Origin of the sequence: Rhizobium tibeticum (assembly GCF_900110205.1) — a bacterium.
In the GTDB taxonomy this organism is placed as follows: Bacteria; Pseudomonadota; Alphaproteobacteria; order Rhizobiales; family Rhizobiaceae; genus Rhizobium; species Rhizobium tibeticum.
Genome location: NZ_FOCV01000027.1, coordinates 19,062 through 37,213 on the forward strand (window position 1 = coordinate 19,062; position 18,152 = coordinate 37,213).

General features: G+C 58.1%; 15 protein-coding genes and 4 pseudogenes. 9 read left to right on the top strand and 10 right to left on the bottom strand.

The window, feature by feature from the left end:
* Nucleotides 1-144: 144 nt before the first annotated feature.
* Both BSG20_RS24775 and BSG20_RS24780 read left to right on the top strand, forming a co-directional pair.
* Nucleotides 145-2,592, top strand: a complete 2,448-nt coding sequence (locus BSG20_RS24775; RefSeq protein ID WP_072379634.1) for a phosphoketolase family protein — start codon at nucleotides 145-147, stop codon at nucleotides 2,590-2,592.
* Nucleotides 2,593-2,752: 160 nt separating this feature from the next.
* Nucleotides 2,753-4,069 (top strand): glucoamylase family protein, encoded by a 1,317-nt coding sequence (locus tag BSG20_RS24780; RefSeq protein ID WP_072379632.1) that lies wholly within the window; start codon nucleotides 2,753-2,755, stop codon nucleotides 4,067-4,069.
* Between the two features lie 89 nt (nucleotides 4,070-4,158).
* Here the strand turns inward: BSG20_RS24780 and BSG20_RS24785 are convergent, their stop codons facing one another.
* Together BSG20_RS24785 and BSG20_RS24790 are read right to left on the bottom strand one after the other, a co-directional pair.
* Nucleotides 4,159-4,452, bottom strand: coding sequence for a hypothetical protein (locus BSG20_RS24785; RefSeq protein ID WP_072379662.1), 294 nt, complete (start codon nucleotides 4,450-4,452; stop codon nucleotides 4,159-4,161).
* A gap of 284 nt (nucleotides 4,453-4,736) precedes the next feature.
* Nucleotides 4,737-5,276 (bottom strand): YybH family protein, encoded by a 540-nt coding sequence (locus tag BSG20_RS24790; protein ID WP_072379630.1) that lies wholly within the window; start codon nucleotides 5,274-5,276, stop codon nucleotides 4,737-4,739.
* 115 nt (nucleotides 5,277-5,391) lie between these two features.
* On the opposite strand from BSG20_RS24790, the gene BSG20_RS24795 reads away from it, so the two are divergent.
* Complete coding sequence (locus BSG20_RS24795) at nucleotides 5,392-6,354, top strand: LysR family transcriptional regulator (protein ID WP_072379628.1); 963 nt, start codon at nucleotides 5,392-5,394, stop codon at nucleotides 6,352-6,354.
* A gap of 241 nt (nucleotides 6,355-6,595) precedes the next feature.
* Here the strand turns inward: BSG20_RS24795 and BSG20_RS24800 are convergent, their stop codons facing one another.
* The 3 genes and pseudogenes from BSG20_RS24800 to BSG20_RS24810 all read right to left on the bottom strand — a co-directional run bounded on the left by BSG20_RS24800 (nucleotide 6,596) and on the right by BSG20_RS24810 (nucleotide 8,942).
* The gene (locus tag BSG20_RS24800) at nucleotides 6,596-6,883 is read right to left on the bottom strand and encodes a hypothetical protein (RefSeq protein WP_072379627.1); all 288 of its coding nucleotides are present in this window, start codon (nucleotides 6,881-6,883) and stop codon (nucleotides 6,596-6,598) included.
* A gap of 293 nt (nucleotides 6,884-7,176) precedes the next feature.
* Nucleotides 7,177-8,101: pseudogene (locus BSG20_RS24805) on the bottom strand (nucleotidyl transferase AbiEii/AbiGii toxin family protein).
* Complete coding sequence (locus tag BSG20_RS24810; RefSeq protein WP_072379625.1) at nucleotides 8,088-8,942, bottom strand: type IV toxin-antitoxin system AbiEi family antitoxin; 855 nt, start codon at nucleotides 8,940-8,942, stop codon at nucleotides 8,088-8,090. Before BSG20_RS24810 ends, BSG20_RS24805 begins: the two are co-directional and overlap by 14 nt.
* Before the next feature lie 327 nt (nucleotides 8,943-9,269).
* Here BSG20_RS24810 and BSG20_RS24820 point away from each other — a divergent pair.
* Together BSG20_RS24820 and BSG20_RS24825 are read left to right on the top strand one after the other, a co-directional pair.
* Nucleotides 9,270-9,733: pseudogene (locus BSG20_RS24820) on the top strand (OB-fold nucleic acid binding domain-containing protein); the annotation flags it as partial.
* Nucleotides 9,734-9,806: 73 nt separating this feature from the next.
* Entirely contained in the window at nucleotides 9,807-10,250 is a 444-nt protein-coding gene (locus BSG20_RS24825) for a YybH family protein (RefSeq protein ID WP_072379622.1), read from the top strand.
* Between the two features lie 422 nt (nucleotides 10,251-10,672).
* Here the strand turns inward: BSG20_RS24825 and BSG20_RS24830 are convergent, their stop codons facing one another.
* On the bottom strand, nucleotides 10,673-11,032 hold the full coding sequence (locus BSG20_RS24830) for a hypothetical protein (RefSeq protein WP_072379620.1): 360 nt from the start codon (nucleotides 11,030-11,032) through the stop codon (nucleotides 10,673-10,675).
* A gap of 289 nt (nucleotides 11,033-11,321) precedes the next feature.
* On the opposite strand from BSG20_RS24830, the gene BSG20_RS24835 reads away from it, so the two are divergent.
* Nucleotides 11,322-12,818: a mechanosensitive ion channel family protein gene (locus tag BSG20_RS24835; protein WP_143147524.1), complete on the top strand. Its 1,497-nt coding sequence runs from the start codon at nucleotides 11,322-11,324 to the stop codon at nucleotides 12,816-12,818.
* A gap of 289 nt (nucleotides 12,819-13,107) precedes the next feature.
* On the top strand, nucleotides 13,108-13,236 hold the full coding sequence (locus BSG20_RS38460) for a hypothetical protein (protein WP_280142209.1): 129 nt from the start codon (nucleotides 13,108-13,110) through the stop codon (nucleotides 13,234-13,236).
* A gap of 134 nt (nucleotides 13,237-13,370) precedes the next feature.
* Here the strand turns inward: BSG20_RS38460 and BSG20_RS37725 are convergent.
* From BSG20_RS37725 to BSG20_RS37040, 3 genes and pseudogenes are all read right to left on the bottom strand, one after another.
* Nucleotides 13,371-13,510: pseudogene (locus tag BSG20_RS37725) on the bottom strand (cold-shock protein); the annotation flags it as partial.
* A gap of 371 nt (nucleotides 13,511-13,881) precedes the next feature.
* The gene (locus tag BSG20_RS24845; RefSeq protein WP_072379616.1) at nucleotides 13,882-14,310 is read right to left on the bottom strand and encodes a VOC family protein; all 429 of its coding nucleotides are present in this window, start codon (nucleotides 14,308-14,310) and stop codon (nucleotides 13,882-13,884) included.
* Nucleotides 14,277-14,435 (bottom strand): hypothetical protein, encoded by a 159-nt coding sequence (locus BSG20_RS37040; RefSeq protein WP_210216957.1) that lies wholly within the window; start codon nucleotides 14,433-14,435, stop codon nucleotides 14,277-14,279. The genes BSG20_RS24845 and BSG20_RS37040 overlap by 34 nt, the downstream gene beginning before the upstream one ends.
* 130 nt (nucleotides 14,436-14,565) lie before the next feature.
* Between BSG20_RS37040 and BSG20_RS24850 the strand changes: the two are divergent.
* A pseudogene (locus tag BSG20_RS24850) lies at nucleotides 14,566-15,128 on the top strand (POTRA domain-containing protein); the annotation flags it as partial.
* 949 nt (nucleotides 15,129-16,077) lie between these two features.
* Here BSG20_RS24850 and BSG20_RS24855 read toward each other — a convergent pair.
* Nucleotides 16,078-16,362 carry a hypothetical protein gene (locus tag BSG20_RS24855; RefSeq protein WP_072379614.1) on the bottom strand — a complete coding sequence of 95 codons (285 nt, stop codon included), beginning with the start codon at nucleotides 16,360-16,362 and terminating at the stop codon, nucleotides 16,078-16,080.
* Between the two features lie 327 nt (nucleotides 16,363-16,689).
* Here BSG20_RS24855 and BSG20_RS24860 point away from each other — a divergent pair, with 327 nt between their 5' ends.
* Nucleotides 16,690-18,012, top strand: a complete 1,323-nt coding sequence (locus BSG20_RS24860) for a TadE/TadG family type IV pilus assembly protein (RefSeq protein ID WP_083539987.1) — start codon at nucleotides 16,690-16,692, stop codon at nucleotides 18,010-18,012.
* Nucleotides 18,013-18,152: the final 140 nt, after the last annotated feature.

An 18,152-nucleotide genomic window follows, 5' to 3' on the forward strand; every position in this document is an offset into this window, starting at 1 on the left:
CGCCGCCAAAATATCGTCCTATGGCGCCATCCTGGACCTTGACGATAATGGCGCATGGCAGTGGAAGACGTCGTAAGCCGCGCAAACGGTGGCGACGCGCAGCACGGAGACTGAGACGACAGGAAAGTCGATAGGAGGCTGACGATGACCAATGCAGCTCTTTCAACTGACAGCTATCAGACAAAGACCGCTCCGCTTGGGGCAGACGAACTCCGCTTGATGGACGCCTACTGGCGCGCGTCGAACTATCTTTCGGTCGGACAGATTTATCTGCTTGACAATCCGCTCCTGAAGGAACCTCTCAAGCGGGAGCACATCAAGCCAAGGCTGCTTGGCCACTGGGGAACATCGCCCGGCTTGAACATGCTTTATGTGCATTTGAACCGCGTGATCAAGCGCGACGACCTCAACATGATCTACGTGATCGGGCCTGGCCATGGCGGGCCGTCGCTGGTCGCACACGCCTATCTGGAAGGGACCTACAGCGAAGTCTACCCGAATATCGGCCAAGACGCCGAGGGGATGAAGGGTCTGTTCAAGCAGTTCAGCTTCCCCGGCGGCATTCCGAGCCACGTCGCTCCCGAAACGCCGGGAAGCATCCACGAAGGCGGCGAACTGGGCTATGCCTTGAGCCATGCCTATGGCGCGGCCTTTGACAATCCCGATCTGATCGTTGCCTGTGTGGTCGGCGACGGGGAGGCGGAAACCGGTCCGCTTGCGACCGGATGGCATGGCAATAAGTTTCTCAATCCCGCCCGTGACGGATGCGTGCTGCCGATCCTCCATCTCAACGGCTACAAGATCGCCAATCCGTGCTTCCTCGCCCGCATCCCAGAGCACGAATTGCGGAAATTCTTCGAGGGGATGGGTTATGCGCCGCTTTTCGTGGAGGGGCACGATCCCGACAAGGTGCAGCAGCAACTGGCGGCAGCGATGGATACAGCCGTTGCAGAGATCAAGCGGATCTGGACGGAGGCTCGCGAGAAGGGCAATCTGAAACGCCCAGCGTGGCCGATGATCGTTTTCCGCACGCCAAAGGGCTGGACCTGCCCGAGCGAAATAGAGGGCAAGAAATGCGAGGATTACTGGCGGTCGCACCAGGTCCCGATGGGCGACATGGACAAGCCGAAGCATATCGAAATCCTTCAGCATTGGATGCAGACCTATAAGCCTGCAGAGCTCTTCGATGACGACGGCAAGCTGCGCGCCGAATTCGCCTCGCTGGCCCCGGCTGGGAATCGCCGGATGAGTGACAATCCGCACGCAAATGGTGGCTTGCTGCTCCGTGACCTGAAGATGCCGGATTTCCGCGACTACGCCGTTTCGGTGCCGAGCCCGGGAGCGACGACGACCGAATCTGCGCGGGTCATGGGCAAATTTCTGCGCGACGTCATGAAGCTGAACCTGAACAGCAAGAACTTCCGGCTGTTCAGTCCCGACGAGAACAACTCGAACCGCTGGCAGGATGTGCTCGAGGTCACCAATCGCTGTTACATGGCGGAAATCTATCCCGAGGATGATCACCTGTCGCCCGACGGGCGCATCATGGAGGTTCTGAGCGAGCATCAATGCCAGGGCTGGCTGGAGGGCTACCTGCTGACGGGACGGCACGGTTTCTTCTCCTGCTACGAAGCCTTCATCCATATCATCGATTCGATGTTCAACCAGCACGCCAAATGGCTGAAGGTCTGCAACCACATCCCGTGGAGGCGGCCGGTCGCGTCGCTCAACTACTTCCTGAGCTCGCACGTCTGGCGACAGGATCACAACGGCTTCAGCCATCAGGATCCGGGTTTCATCGACCATGTCGTCAACAAGAAGGCAGAGGTGATCCGCGTCTATCTGCCGGCGGACGCGAATACGCTGCTTTCGGTCACCGATCATTGCTTGCGCAGCCGCAATTATGTGAACGTCGTCGTGGCTGGCAAGCAACCGGCGCCGCAGTGGCTGACCATGGATCAGGCGGTCAAGCATTGCGCTGAGGGCCTCGGTATTTGGGAATGGGCTAGCAACGACAAGGGTAGTGAGCCCGACGTCGTGATGGCATGCTGCGGCGACGTTCCGACGCTGGAGACGCTGGCGGCGGTGCAAATGCTGCGCGACCACCTGCCCGAATTGAAGGTGCGCGTCATCAACGTCGTCAATCTCATGAAGCTGCAGCCGTCAAGCGAGCACCCACACGGGCTTTCCGACCGTGATTTCGATGTGCTCTTCACCAAGGACAAGCCGATCATCTTTGCGTTCCATGGATATCCCTGGCTGATCCACCGACTGACCTACCGGCGCACCAACCACGGCAATCTACACGTGCGCGGATACAAGGAGGAGGGGACGACCACGACGCCCTTCGACATGGTCGTTCTGAACCAGCTCGATCGCTTCCACCTTGTCGAAGACGTCATCGATCGGTTGCCGCAACTCGGATCCCGCGCCGCCTATTTCAAGCAAGCGATCCGCGAGAAGCTGATCGAGCACCGGCAATACATTGAAAAACACGGCGATGACATGCCTGAAATCACCGGTTGGAAGTGGGGCGTCCAGGGGCAGCCAGCAAGCACGCACAGGACGTCGACGGAAGGCGACAACACATAAGGCGAAGACCGCAAAATGTGCAGCGTGGCGGCGACCCTACGGCGATGACGCCGACGCGATACGCAAATCGCTCCTGCCGTGGTCAGGCCGGCGATCTGTGTATCGGCTGCGACGGCCTATGCCAAGAATGCGAATTTCGAGGCTATGCGGATGGTGAAACATGATTGAGGTGTTGACTGCGCCAAACATGGAGGCCGCGCCGAGCGACCAGGACTTTGCGCGATTGCAGTTCTCGTCGGTGCTCTACTACCTGCATTGTACGAACCCCGATAACGGGTTGGTTCGCGACAAGACGCAAAATGGCGCACCGGCAAGCATCGCGGCCATCGGCATGGCACTCGCCACCATTCCAATCGTCGTCGAGCGCGGCGTCATCATTCGCGAGTTTGCGGCCAAGATTGCCCGGCGGCGGCTCGAATTTCTGCTGCAATGCCACCAGGGGCCGGAGCCGGACGCCTCCGGTTACAAGGGCTTCTTCTATCATTTCCTCGACATCGAGACGGGACGCCGGGTGTGGGACTGCGAGCTGTCGACGATCGACTCGGCCTTTCTGTTTGCCGGCGCGCTGACGGTCGCCACCTATTTTGACGGGGAGACGGCTGAAGAAGCGAAGATCAGGCAACTTGCGATGTCGCTGTATCAGCGGGCAGACTGGAATTGGGCGCGTGACCAGGGCGCGACGCTGACGCACGGCTGGCGACCGGAGAGCGGCTTCATTCCTTACCGCTGGCGCGGTTATGACGAAGGCCTACTTCTCTCCATACTGGGGCTTGGATCGCCGTCGCATCCGCTGCCGCCCGAAAGCTATGCGGCTTACACTGAAAGCTACGAATGGCGGAACATCTTCGGGCGCGAATTGCTCTATTCCGGTCCGCTCTTCACGCATCAGCTGTCGCATATGTGGATCGATTTTCGCGGCATCCGCGACGAATTCATGCGCGAGCATACCAGCGACTATTTCCAGAACAGCCGGCAAGCGGCCTTCGTCCAGCAGGAATATGCGATCCGAAATCCGATGGATTTCGAGGGCTATGGCGAGCATTGCTGGGGATTTACCGCGAGCGATGGTCCCGGCTGGCAGACAGCGGAGATCGATGGGGTGCGCCGCGAGTTCTTCGACTACATCGCCCGCGGCGCTCCGTTCGGGCCGGATGACGGCACCGTATCGCCCTGGGTTGTCGTGGCATCCCTGCCTTTTGCGCCCGAGATCGTCATTCCAACCGTCCGTAATTTCGCGAGCATGAATCTGGGGATGACGCGGCTTTACGGCTTCAAGCCATCGTTCAATCAGACTTTCAAGGATGGAAACAGTCCAACTGGCTGGTGGATCAGCCCTTACCACTTCGGGATCGACCAGGGGCCGGTGGCGCTGATGATCGAGAATTATCGCACCGGCTTCCTATGGAATCTGATGCGCAATTGCGAACCTGTTGTCAGGGGGTTGCGCCGCGCTGGCTTCACCGGCGGATGGCTGTAGCGGGGGCGTACATGACCAGCCGCGCAACTTGATCTCGAGTGCGTTGGATCAATCGATCATTCGGCGTTCGATTGGGCCTGCCAAGTTGATCAATGAGAGCCGCGGAGCTGATCGTCCGCTAGCCAATTTCGCTTGAAGACGCTCTTCGTCCCATCCGTCGCCTCGGACGTATGCACGATGTCCTCCCGCAGCCACCAGTCAATTGAGGTGCCGGGCGCCGACAGCTCTCGCTGTTCGAGGTTCGCTGTGACAAGAATTGATATCGACTGGGTCCGCGCAGATTTGACCGCTGCCGTTTCGGCAGCCGACAATGCAAACAGCGGCGCGATAATACCCGTCACGACGACGGATGCGTAGACTGGGAGTGTTTGCGAGTACGACATCACATGCATCCCACTGGAACTGCAGCAATACTACAATGTCGCAAGTCAAACTTACAGTCGACTCTCTATTTCGATATTTCGCCGAATGAAACGACTGCAGCAAGCGCAGAACAGCGATAGTTGCCGAGCCTGCAGCCTGCTCAGCGTCTTTTAAAAGGAGAAGGGTAGGCAGCGGATTTGGCTAAGCTAGCTCGTGACGCAGCTGATGCCACGTATTTTCATTACCATTGCCGGGGGCACAGCCTGTGCCGGCCACGCCTCTGCGGCCGTAGTGCAAACGCCGCTCAGCGTGCAAGGTCGGCCGCCTTTTCCAGGCTCACCCCCTTGACCAGTGGGTCAGCGTGCCGATGCGCCAATCGCCATTCGGCTCCTTCGCGGCGATAAACCAAGGTAACCCGCAGCGGCCAGTCCTGGGCGGGCAGCCCGCAGACCTCGACATGCTGTCGTTCGATGATCGCGAGGACCACCATGTCGGCGGAACCGTAGGCTTGAACAAGTTCCTGCTCGAAGGTGCCGTTCTTGAAGAAACGGCCCATCGCCTCGAGTCGCTCGGTCGTGAGTTCGAAGCTCCGCGTTGGTTTTCCCCCGAACGGAGACATCAGCGTGAAATCGTCGGTATAGGTGATCCGCTCGCGGTACTTTTTTATATCTCCGCGCATGAGTGCCGCGTGCGCTTCCTTAGAACGCTGGACGAGGTCGGCAACCGTTTTGTCGACAACAGCCTCCTCGTGAGCCTGATGCGAGACCTTCGCGGATCTCGCAGTATGCGACAACGCGAGGCCGGCGCCTGCTGCGGCGAGAGTTGAACGTTGCGATACTGACATGGGGAGCGCTCCTACACTGTTTGATCGCTGCGAAGCTCGCTTGGGCTGCCCCGCTTGCTGAGGAGTGGAGATCGCACTTCAATGATGCTGAATCCGGTGATATGATTTCACTGATATGCTGAACAGAATTGACCTTTCCCGTTCAGACCTCAACCTCCTCGTTTTTTTCGAGGTGGTGCTCGACGAGCGTCATGTCGGGCGGGCGGCCGAGAGATTGGCTCTCACGCCTTCAGCAGTCAGCCATGGGCTCGGCAGGTTGCGCCGCCTTCTCAATGACCCGCTCTTCCTCAGAACGCCCAGAGGTGTTTTGCCGACGGCGCGCGCGATGGAGCTGGCCGGGCCAATCGCTGATATTTTGGCGCGGGCTAGGGATGTGATCTCGACGGCCGAGCCGTTCGATCCCAAGAACTCCACGCGCCGGTTTACGATCGGCGCTCCCGACGGAGTCACGGCGGTCTTCCTGCGGCCGCTTCTCGCCGAGTTGCATCGGGCCGCGCCCGGCATAGACATCGGCGTGCGTCAGTTGCTTCCCGTTCCGGGAGAAATGTCGCCCGAGCGCGCTTGGCGCACCGCCTTTGGCGATTTGGAGGCAGGGGCGATGGACATTGCCGTCATCCCGTCGTTCCATATTCCCACGCGCTTCCATGCCCGCAGCCTCTACGACGAGGATTTCGTCATTGCGATGCGGGTCGGGCATCCGTTCGCGGACGATCCTACGTTGGAGCGCTATTGCGAGATGCAGCATCTGGTCGTCTCGTTCACCGGCGATCCCCATGGCTTCGTGGACGAGATTCTGGCGACTCAAGGCTACTCACGGCGGATATCGCTGACCGTTCCCAACTTCATGTTCGCGCTCGCCGTCGTAGCCGACACCGACCTGATTTCGGCACTGCCGAGGAGATTTGTCGCCATGCATGCAGCGCGGTTCGGGGTGATAAGTCTGGAAAGCCCGTTCCCACCGACAACCTTCCAACTCAACGCCATCGCGCCGAGGGCGGCGATGATGGACGCGGGGCTGGCATGGATTTTCGATCTGCTTGCCCCAAAACGCGCAGGCTCACACAACCGTCTGCCATAGCTCGGAGTTGAGAAGTGTCCCGACTTTACTGCGCTCAACGCAATTGTCGCGAATTTGCGGTTGCCGACTGGATCTGGATTTGCCAGTCGCAAGTAGTGAGCGTCAGGTTCTGGATCGTGTAGACCAATCCGGACGAGATAGGCAGCCCGACATTCGCATCGCCGACCAAACAAGTTCATTGATGACCCAGATCGAGATGACCGTTCCTGGCATGGGGTTCTTAGCTCTGGGGCACCGCCCCTTAGTTTCGGCTCCAGGCCAAAAATGGCCGATAGTGTCGCTGGACGATAAGCAGAGTTCGATCCGGTTGGATGATATAGATCTCCTCGACCTCGCGCCCCGTCTGATCCGTGAACGTATGGGGGAACGAAGAGCCGACCGGCGACCTCGTGAGCTTCGTTCGGGGCTGGCCGCCGTAGGTGATGCTGCCGGGAATAGGTGCGTAACCTTCCGACGAATAGGATCCCGAAACGGCAGTGCAGCTTGCGACAAGGACTGCCGTCACGGCCGCCGCTACTATTTGGATCATCCTCTGGCCTCCCTGTTCATCGGTGAGATCTCGCCGATGTGATCGGCGACGATCACTGGTCTACTCGATTTCGTCATCAAAGTCTCTTGCGCAGCGGGCTCCTTCGATCAGACGCTGCCATCACGTTGATAGGCATGGCCGTCTCATAGCTATCGCCATGATCGTCGCCGATCCATTCCTGGTGCACCTTGGCCCGCCAGCGCGGACGCCATTGACAGTCGATCCATCCCAAACCTTACACCACGGCTAAATTCCGAACACCGAATTGTGCTGACAAAGCTCCGGCCTCAGCCTCAGCCATCTTCAATTCCAAGAACCTTCGAAAGCCTCTCGACAAACTTTGCGCGCACATCGTCCGGCAGCTTATCGAGATTGAGCTGTTTGAATTTAACCGCCGGAAGTCCTGCCGCATCAGGGAGTCCAAGCTTTTCCCAATCCGGCGTCCCCTTCTTGAATCCGACCAGAAACTTGCGATGAGGTGCCGGCATGGCGCCGGCAATGGTTTCGACAAGCTGCTCCCGCGCGCCGCCAGTAGCGTATCAAGCGCGACGTCCTCGACGGCCATGCCATCAAAGTTCTGCTCGAACTCCGCCCTAATATCTTTGCGACCCGGTGCGAGCACTTCAGCAACGGGCCTGCCGTGGCTGATCAGATAAACGATAAAGGCCTGGCGAAGGGCTTCGCTTATCCCTTCGGCCGCTAACAAATCCCGTATGTCGAACAGGTCGCGCGGATGCTGCCTATCCAGAGCCGCCATGATTTTTCCCGCGTACAAGTCGGCGAACGATACGACCTGGATTTCCGCGAAGCCGAATTGATCTTCGACCGCAGGCGATACCGATCGCATCTCCGGCGCAAAGACACATCCGCGCAGGACGGGCGTCACCTCGATCTTGGTCTGCGTACGTCCCTGCTGGACGATGAGACGCGTGAGGGTGCCGTCGGCCTGCCGGCTTTCAGCAACCCGAACAGATTTTCTAATTCCTTCAATGCGCTTCTTTATCCGCAGCAGCGCGGCTTCAACGCCGCAAGAGACTCATCGCGTGGCGCGACGGGTAGGAACGTCAGGTCTATATCGACTGACAGTCGGGGCATATCGCGGACAAACAGGTTGATCGCTGTTCCTCCCTTCAGTGCAAAGCAAGTCTCCTCGGCGACAGCTGGCATTGTCTGTACGAGTAATGTGACCTGCTGCCGGTAGCGTTCATTGATCGGCATACAAGTCCTCCGGAACGGTGATCAGATAGGTCGGGTCCAGACGCCCGCCCTGCACAAGCATGCGCTTGCCTGTCCCGAGATCGATTGCCTCTTTGTCCAGATGTTTGCGCCAGGGATGCTGGTGGCGATCGGCAAAGAAGAAGAACAGACGCTTGACCTTGATGCTTTTGCAGTCGACGAGCAGCTTTTGAAGTCGCCGCGGGCTGAGGGTCGTGAGTCCCTCGATGATTTTATCAGCCTGATCAAAACTCTCATGGTTAGGCAGCCCGTCCAGCATTTCGAGGACGGCCCGCTCGGGCGTCGACAGGGTCAGCGGCCATTCCCATTGTCCCCAGGGTATCACGTTAAAGGAGCCACCTTGGATCGGGTCCACAATGATGTGACTGTTGTCTTTAACGTTCCAGTCGAGACTAGTGGTGCCAAAGGTTATCGGCTCATTGCGAAACAGCGCGTCGCTGTTGTGATGAACGAACCGGGTTTCCAGAGGGAGCTTGTTCAGCCATGAGGGCGCCGCCTTGGGACCATACAGATGAATCTCTTTCTCTTCGCGCCTGAGATAATGCGAGAAGCCATGAAGAGACAATGCTGTGCGGCCCCCGACAAGGAAGGGTTGCCGCAGCAGCAGGGTTTGCAGCGATATGACGACGTGCTCCCAGAGGAGTTCGCCGCCCGGCTTTCGGTACACGCCGCGTGTCACGCGCACCAGCCATCCGTTCAGAACGTATTTCCGGCAAAGCTGCGGAGAGTAGCCGTGCTCGCTCAGCCAGGCGGCGTCCACGACCAGCCCTTGCGGGAGTTCACGCTGCAGGTGGTTTAGCTTTCCTTTATATTCTCCACTCATGGTTTATATTATAGGGAATATGTAAACCGAATTCAAGTTTGAAATTCCATCGATTTATGAACCAAAGGGCTACAAACTACGATACATTCAAACCTTCCTATTTTCCGCGGTATTGATGGCATTCCCTGGTACTTGCCTGCTTCGTCTGGGGCCGTCCGTCGCCTCACAAGAGGAGGGCGACGGCGCGACAGCGAACAGGCCGGCCGGCGACGGCATACTGGTTCGGTCTGACCTCGGCGTAGACTTTCCAGTGAACACGGTCGAATTTGATGCTTTGGAAGCATTCCTGATGCCACAGATTCTCATGTTACTGCAGGAGAAACAGCCGACATCGTGACATGCTCGGAGGCTGTGAACGCCGGCGACGGTCGCTGGCTGATGACCGCGGGTGTCGTTCTGGTTCGACAGAAGCCGGGCCGTGCGAAAGGTGTCATGTTCATCACCATCGAGGACGAGACGGTCCGGCCAATCTGGTCGTCTGGCGGTCGTTGTTCGAGCAGCGCCGCCGCGTGGTCCTCGGATCGTCGATGATGGCGATCAATGGGAAGATCCAGCGAGAGGGCGACGCGGTCCATCTCGTGCCACAGCCGCTCTTCGATCTGTCGGGCGACCTGTCAGGGCTTGCCGACCGCGACACGGAGTTCAACCTACCGACGGGCAGGGGAGACGAGCTTGCGCATGGCGGCGGGCCGGACCCAAGGGACAAGCCGAAGCCTGCGGTTCAGCCGCGGGACATCTTCATCCCGGATCTCCACATCGACACCTTGAAGGTGAAGGCGCGAAATTTCCACGAGCTTCGTGTGTCGGTGTCGGATTGTCCTTCCCCCGTTCGTCCTCTGCTTGACCAGCACAGGAGAACGGCCAATGAGCAACGAAACCAAAGTCCATATCGAAGAAGAGGCGATTATCGCCATGCTAACGATGCGCGCTTCCGCGCTCGGCGAAAAAGATGCCAAGGGCGCACTTTCCTACGAAACCGAGGATTCTGTCGAGTTTTCGCTAGCACCGCCGCTCGTCTATCACGGCAAGGACGAGGCAGGCCTACAGGCGTGGTTCAATACCTGGGAAGGTCCGATCGGTGGCGATGTTTGCGATGAAAAGCTAACGGTCGGTGGAGACGTTGCTTTCTGGAGTGGTCTGACGCGCATGACGGGAACTAAAACTGACGGCACCGAGGTCGATCTTTGGTTTCGTCAAACCCTTGGCCTGGTGAAGCGCGATGGCCGGTGGATGGTGTCCCACCAACATGCATCCGTGCCATTCGCCATGGATGGAAGCGGGCGCGCTCTGTTCGATCTCAAACCTTAAACGACTGGCCTCAGGGTATCGATGTCCCCAGGCCGCCGACGGTGGAGTTTTACTTTGTTCGATGAGGTCCAGGCTCGGATGCCGACCTCAGCGCCTCTTCGCGACGTCTGGTTTCGCTCTCATTGAGAGGTGCACTGATCGTCGCGATGGCTTCAAGCTCGGCATCGCAGATTTCCAGAAGTCAGGGTCGGCCGATCGCTGGTGGCGGCTGCTTTTTCGCCTTTGAATGGGAAGCGTTTCGCCTACTGCATGGGTGGAAGGACACATCGTGCCAGAATAGAGCCTGCTTCTCCCAGCTGATGTTACCATTACGCAGGCATGACCGCATTGGGCCCGAGAGCGGTCGAGTGTTCGGTCAGGAGTGGCCACCGCATCATCGACAGTCGATTCCTGCGCCGTTGCGGCCATTTGTCGAAGCGCGCTCAAGGATACTCGCGCTTGCACATTGCTATCAGCGAAGGCACCGCCTCGGGCCTTGAAATCGCCATTTCCCCTATGATGTCGACAAAGTTTTGGGTGGCTTTGCGTGCCTGCTCCCTCGTCCCCCCGACAGCGAGAACATTTGCGACGCCCTGATCATATAAAACCTTGAACTTGGCCATGTATCGATCTGAATCGGCGTCATCACCGGCGTCCTTACTTGCCCTTGCCAAGTACTGGTAAAACGCTGCGCATGCCATCGGCCTATCATCATAGGTCGTTGGCTGCTTCAACTCCGCCACGACCGGAAGCAAAATCAGGTAAATCCCCACCGTTGATGCCAAAAGTGTAATCGCCTCCAAGGCAGTCCCCTTTGCGCAAGCTCTCAATCTTGCCTATGATCGCGCTCTCTGGTTGTGACGTCTATCGCAGCGCAATTTTCAAACGGTAAGGCACATCACTACAAATTTCGATGTCCTACAGGGCTACGAAGAATCGTTTGCCTTTTGGTTGCCAGTTCGGAAGAAAGAAGAAGAACCCCGAGAATCAGGAAGCCGCCAGCACTTGTTCCTTCGGGGTTCCGAAGTCTACATTCTCCCGGCGCCTGCGACGGCGTAATTGCCCGGTTTCTTCTATCAATCGGATTTCAACATGACAAAGGAAGCCGCTCAGATCAGTGCAACTTTGCTGTTGTTTGCGGCGATGATCGTGCCGTTGATGACGCGAGGATGGCCGCTTTGGGCGAGAGCCGCGTGGCAGTTGGCGGCTTTCATCGCGCTCACATATCTCGTGCTGCGAACGGTGGGTTCACCGTTTGGTCCGGAATTTGATACCGTGCAGCCCGGCGCCCGAATATGGCAGCAACTTATCGGGGTCGGATGGTGGCTTATCGCGGCCCAGTGTGCAATCGGCATTGTCCGGCTGTTCGTGGTGTTCGAGGCCAAGCCACGAGAAACCCGTATCGTCTCCGACCTGATGGCTGGGATCATCCATCTTCTGACGCTGTTCGCCGTGATCAACTTCGTCTTCGCCGTTCCGGTCGGCGGCCTTCTTGCAACCTCCGGCGTCATTGCGATTGTGTTGGGCTTAGCGCTTCAGAGTAGCTTGTCAGACGTATTCTCGGGGATCGCCGTTGGCATAGAGCGGCCCTACAGTCCCGGCGATCTGGTTTGGGTAGAAGGCGGGATCGAAGGCCAGGTCATACAGGTAAACTGGCGCTCCACGCACATTGCGACGCCGAACGGGGACGTTGCCATCGTTCCCAACAGCGTGATGGCCAAGGCACGCCTGGTGAACCACAGTATGCCGACGAACATCCGTCGCGTCTCAATCACGGTGAAGCTCGCGGCGAACGAATTGCCGGATCGTTGCATGGCGGTTCTGAACGCGGCAGTCAAAACCTGCATGTTGCTGTCAGCGACGCCGCCGCCCAGTGTCGCCCGCACGGACCTTCAGGGCGATGGCGTGGCCTATGACATCAGCTTTTCCATTCCAAGCATCGAAGTGCTCGTCGCAGCACGTACCGAACTGCTGGGACACGTCCAATCCCATCTTCGCCACGCGGGCATTGCACTTGCCGTTCCGGGTGTCCCGATCCAAGCGCGCTTGGAAGTTCCAAGCGCAGCAACACTCCTCCAGGAGTCTGACTGGTTCGGAGTGCTCGCCGAGTCCGATCGAATTCTCTTGGCGGAGCATCTGGTCCAGGTGTGGTTTGCGGCAGGCGACAAACTCATGAAGCAGGGCGATGATCCGAAAGTGCTGTTCATTCTGGCGTCGGGCACCGTGGAGATTTCGAATGACACTCCCGAATGGCCGGAAGTGATCTTCCGATTGGGGCCGGGCAGCAGCCTCGGGGCGATCGGCATGATCACAGGGACACCCTACGCGGCAACCGCTACCGCACTGACACCCGTGACCGCTTACAGCCTTGACAAACAGGGCGTGGGTGACGCCATCGCGGTACGGCCGGATCTCGTCAAGAGCTTTGAAGTATTGGCTCGCAGGGGGCAGGAAATGAACCGCAGGGACGTGGTTGCGCGTCAGAGCGACGATGCTGAAGCGCCCGAGATGTTCCTATCGAAGCTTCGCAGCTTTCTGCGAAAGATCTCAGAGACCCCCCGCAGCGAGGGCCAAAGGCGACGCCGCTAGTCATGAAATGCCGGGGGTAAAGTCTCTTGCACGGGAAGCGGGAGCCGGAACCTCCCGCGATGAAGGGCTTGAAAGGCGAGGGTATCAGAACCGCTGTTTCCGACCGGATACGGCGTGGCGTCGCGCAACGGGCTCCTTAGATCACGACGCTGCCATCACGTTGAGAGCCGTTCGCCAGCCCAACGGGCTCTACAATCTGTCGAAGCTGTCGGTGGCTGAGGCACGAAGGCCAGGGCGTTGAAGCAGATGCCGCGCCGCTGTTGCTGGACAGATAGCTGTCGAGATCGACATGCTTGTCCTTGGTGATCTCGTAGGCCTTGTCGGGATCGCGGTTGACCTCATCGAGCGGGCGCGTGGAACTGCCGTCCTGTTCAAGAGCCGCCTGCTGTTGCTGGTCGCGAATGACGATGTCGCCTAGACCGACGCGGTGGCGCGATCCGTCTGGCGCGTGTCGTCGAGCTGATAGGAGCCCTCCAGCGTGTGGTTGGTGGTGGGGTTGCCGTTTTCGTCTTTGCCCCTGGAAAGATCGATGCCGAGATCGACGCTGAAACCTTCATAGCCCCTCCGGCCAAAGCGTCGATCCTGCGTCGGTTCGAAACTGACCTTCTGACCATCCTTGATGCCTGACAGCCTCGAACACTCTACGGCCGAAATGTGGGCGAACACATCCGGAAAACCGTTGTCGGGGCTATGGAGCCATAGCCATTCTCAGAGTTGAATTATTTCACAGTACCAGTAGCCAATGTAAATCTTCGGTTGATTTGCGGTGCGCAAAATATCCACCCAAGTCAGTTTGACAGGATACATGATGAAGTTTGGACGGCAGGCTCAATTGCAAGAGTTGAAGGTTGGGGGATCGAAACAACTCATAAAACAGTACGGGCGCTAACCTGATGGGGGAGCGCCCGTATGTTGCTGCCGCGACAAAAACCAATTGTGTGGCAGGCCGCTTGCTTGAGGCGGTCGTGTATAGACGTAACCCGAGTCGGGCAACCCCGTTTTTGCAGCGCAGCTATGCATGGCCCGGAGTTATCCATCCAAGGTCGCCAATTGACGGGGGTGCTTAGAAGTCAACTACGACTGATGGAGCGCTCCGGTTTGCCGGTCCGTGATACACTGCCTCTATGTTGTTTCCGTCCGGGTCAAGCAGGAACGCGGCGTAGTATCCAGGATGATAGGATCGCTCACCGGGTTTGCCGTTGTCGATGCCGCCGTTGGCAATGCCCGCGCTGTGGAATGCATCTACAGTGGCACGGTCCTTTGCCTGGAAGGCCAAGTGATGCCGACCTGTAAGCTTTCCAAGGGCGGCATCACTGTCTCGGGATGATATGAAGAGTTCGTCGGCCCAGAAATAATCGTCTGCCTCACCGCCAATTGGTATTTCAAGCACCTCAAACAGTGGGCGATAAAAGGCGCGGCTCGCGGAGAGGTCAGCGACAACTAGTTGGATGTGATCGATTAGTCGACCACGATGAAGTTGCGCAGTTTCCATTTCGATGCCTCCAATTCGATAGGTTGAAGAAACGGCATGAGGAAGGTGTCGGTTCCACGCGGGGACCACAACAGGAATATTTCTGCTGCAGTAATTTCTCGCCCGAAAAGGCGGCGTTTATCCATCCTGGACATCCGTCCAACGTTTCACATCTACCGGCTTTGACCTAGCGGGTGCTGCCTGATGGGACCGATGGGCGTCCCGGCAGTAGGGACGCATTGCTAGAATGGATTGTATCAAAATGAACAATTATTCTCACGCGTCCCGGTTGAAGGGGCAATGAAGGTTTCTCCTAGGACATCGATCATCTCACAGCGCCATATCAGGACCGCTGCATCGGCGTTGCCGATATCAGCGGATTGCTGAAGGCGTTGACCAACCTCTATCTCGACAAGGGGTTCGTCACCTCGCGCGCCTATGTGCCGCCGCAGGACATCGCGGGCACCCGCCTCTTGAAACTGACGGTCGTCGAAGGGACGATTTCCGACATCTACCTGAACGGCAAGGCGAGCGAGCGAAACGGTGCTCTTGCCACGGCCTACCCCGGCATGAAGGGAAAGATCGCCAACATCCGCGATGTCGAGCAGGGCTCGACCAGACCAACCGTCTGTCGTCAAACGACGCAAAGACCTCGATGCTTCCGGGCTCCAAGCAGGGCACCTCCATCCTCAATGTCGAGAACAAGCCAAGCAAGCGCTGGCATTTGACCCTTGCCAACAACAATCTCGGTCAGGAAAGCACCGGCTACTCAGCAGAGCAAGGTCTCGCTCGGCTTCGATGACCTCCTCGGCCTCAACGACCAGCTCGGATTATCCTACGGCACTCCCACATGGCGACCGTGGTCACCTCGAATTCTCGTGAAGACCAAGCTTCTCATCATCGCTAAAATCCTACGCCTATGTTGACGCGGACTTCGTTGAGCCGACGTCAGTCACCATCGTGACGGTGGGACTCGGCAATGCGGTCCGGGGTTCGTACGACCGCCAAGGCGGTGATCTTCCGGCCGTTCGAATCTTGCAGCGTGAACGCGGGCGCCGGGCTGTCGGCCGGCTCGCTTCATGGTCCACTCGAATGCATGTTAGAAGGCAGCACGTTTACGCCTCACCAGTCGTGCTGTTGCCCATACTGGCAACGCAAGAACAGCACCCCAAAGAATGCTGTTTCCAAAAACGACCGCCCACTGCAGTGGGGACGATAACCCCTTGGTTTGCACATGTGAGATAGGCGAAAGGAGCGTGTCTGAAAGTGCCGTGACCAAACTTTCGAGTTGACTCATATCGCCACCCGAGTCGAAGCGCCCCATTCCCAACGAAAAACTGGCGAGAAGAGAGCTCAACGCCAGCAACAGATGAACCACTGCCAAAACTGCGGCAATCGTGAGGTATCTCGGGCGACTCATGCTGCGTTCCAACCGACGGCGGAGCGTTCACTGTCGAACTGCAAGTTAAGGCTCACGAACATTCGTACCTTTCGTTGATTGCGGCAGTCAATAGTGCCCCATCTCCGCCCATCACACCCTTCAAACCCTCGACGATCGTCGGAGCCTGGAACCTTATGGCATCTACATCAAAATGGATTCTGCGACAGTTGAGTGTGCAGAATTCTTCACGAACATATTTTCGGCAAGTAAACCGCCCATACCGCCGGAGAATTGGTCCACGTCAACTGACGGGTGTGATCGAAAGGGAAGGCCCCGCGGGCGATGGCTTCCCTTCTTGTCCTGCATGTCCTGTCAGAACAGTTAAAGACTACGCCGGTCTGGCGGGATCACCAGTCGGACCAAAGTCCGAAGAGGCAGTTACGACCGATTGTGGCCGGCAAAAAATGGGACTGTACCTCGATCTCAAGCTCGAGGCAGCGTCGCTCGTATTCTTCTAGGAGCATCTTGTTTCCACCCTCTGCACGCAACTTGTCGCGGAACCTGACGGCGTCACCGTAGTTCTCGATGTCTTCCATCCACCAATGGGCTGCGGGCATAGGGTCGGAGATGTGGATGGCGCATGAGAAGCTCGCCAATCCATAGCGAAAGCTGTTGAAGCGTGGGTCTTCCATCTTTCAAAGATGAGGCTCTGCTTTCAAAGATGAGGCTCTGCGAACGGATGACAAATACACAGAGCCTCGTGCAGTTGAGGCTGATGTCGACATCATAGATAAAACGAGGCGATTCAGGATTAGTTCCAGACCGCAGCGTCGGCCCGCGAGTTGAGCACCTTGCCCGCTCTGCGAGCGCAAGCAAGCGGGACTTCTAAGAGCTCTCATGCCGCATGAGGGGTGGAATATATCTCCAGGATAGGTAGAATTCGAATAGTTGAAGCAATCAGTCTTTATATCGATACATACTAATGTACCTCGTGGCTGTATTGGATCCGGGGCGCAACGATGCTTGAATTTTTCAGTCGGCATGCTCATCGATTTGTTCGCGACAATGACGGCAACTTCGCAGTTCTGACTGCGCTGGCAATAGTGCCGCTACTCGCGGCGGCTTCCGTTGCAGTTGACTACGCCAATGCCGGTTTCGAGGCTGACAAGCTGCAGGAGGCATTGGATAGCGCCGCGCTCAGGGCGGTCCGGCTTTACGGCGAGGGCCAAACCGAGGCGGAAGCCACTCAGATGGCGAACGAGACGTTCTTCGGCAATTGGGACCCCTCTCAACGCAACGGGGAAACCCCCGCGGTGGTGTTTCCCGCGTCTCTGAATATCCTCTATTCGGAGGTGGGACAGCAGATAACGGCGGCGGCCGACTATTCTTTTGCCTACCAGCCGGTGTTTCTCACTCGCTTATCGTTCCCTATCTCGCGCCACAGCAGCGCTTCTTACCAGACGGGCGGCGAAGCCTGCATCTTGGCGCTCAATCGGACAGCCGACCGCGCGTTCGAGGTGAGCGGTAGTTCCAGGGTCGATACGTCTGGCTGCACGATCACCGCAAACTCAAGCAGCGACGAAGCCATTTATGTCGGCGGGTCGGGAACCCTGAAGACGGAATGTCTTTATACGCCGGGCAAGGTCTCGGCGTCGCCAAGCAGCACTACTCTTGCGTGCGGCCAACCGCGCGAAGGAAGCGCTGTGGCCATCGACCCGTTCAAGCGCAAAACAATGCCGACTGCCGGACAAGCGGTGGATCTGTCCGGATGCGGACAGAACTTTGTCGGGGGCGGCGGCGGTGGCGGCACGTGCAATGGTACGGGCAAGACACCAAACAAACCTCCCGAAGGATATGCCGTGACGCCGAAGCCGGGGACGTACGACGGTCTGGAAATCAAGGGCAATGTGAAGCTGCAGCCCGGCAATTACATTATCGATGGCGGCACTTTGAAGTTCGCCAGCCAGTCGGTCCTCACCGGCGATCAGGTCACCTTCTTCCTGCTGAACGGTGCCGCAATCGACATCCATGGCGGCTCGACCTTCAACGTCACCGCCCCGACATCGGGCGCCTGGGCCGGGTTCTCGATCGTCGCCGACCGAAGCAACACAGCTCCTGCGGTCATCAACGGGAACAGCAACTCGCACCTCAACGGCATCATCTACACGCCGGCGGCCCAGGAATTCCAGTACGCCGGCAATGGCGGGACGGGTGGCGAATGCGTCCGCATCATCGCCCAAGAGATCACAATGATCGGCAACAGCACGTTCAAGCTGGATTGCAAGTCGGAACTGGCGAACAACGAGATCAACAATCCCGGTGCGATCCGACTTGTTGAATGAGGGCAGACAATCGGCGACTGGCGGGTAACCGTGTACGTTTCTTGTCCGCTTTCGAAGTCGGCACAGTGAATGTGGTGCGGGGCAGCACCTCGGCGGGAATCCTTGCCACCCTATGGCGACGAACGCGACGTCTGAGCAGC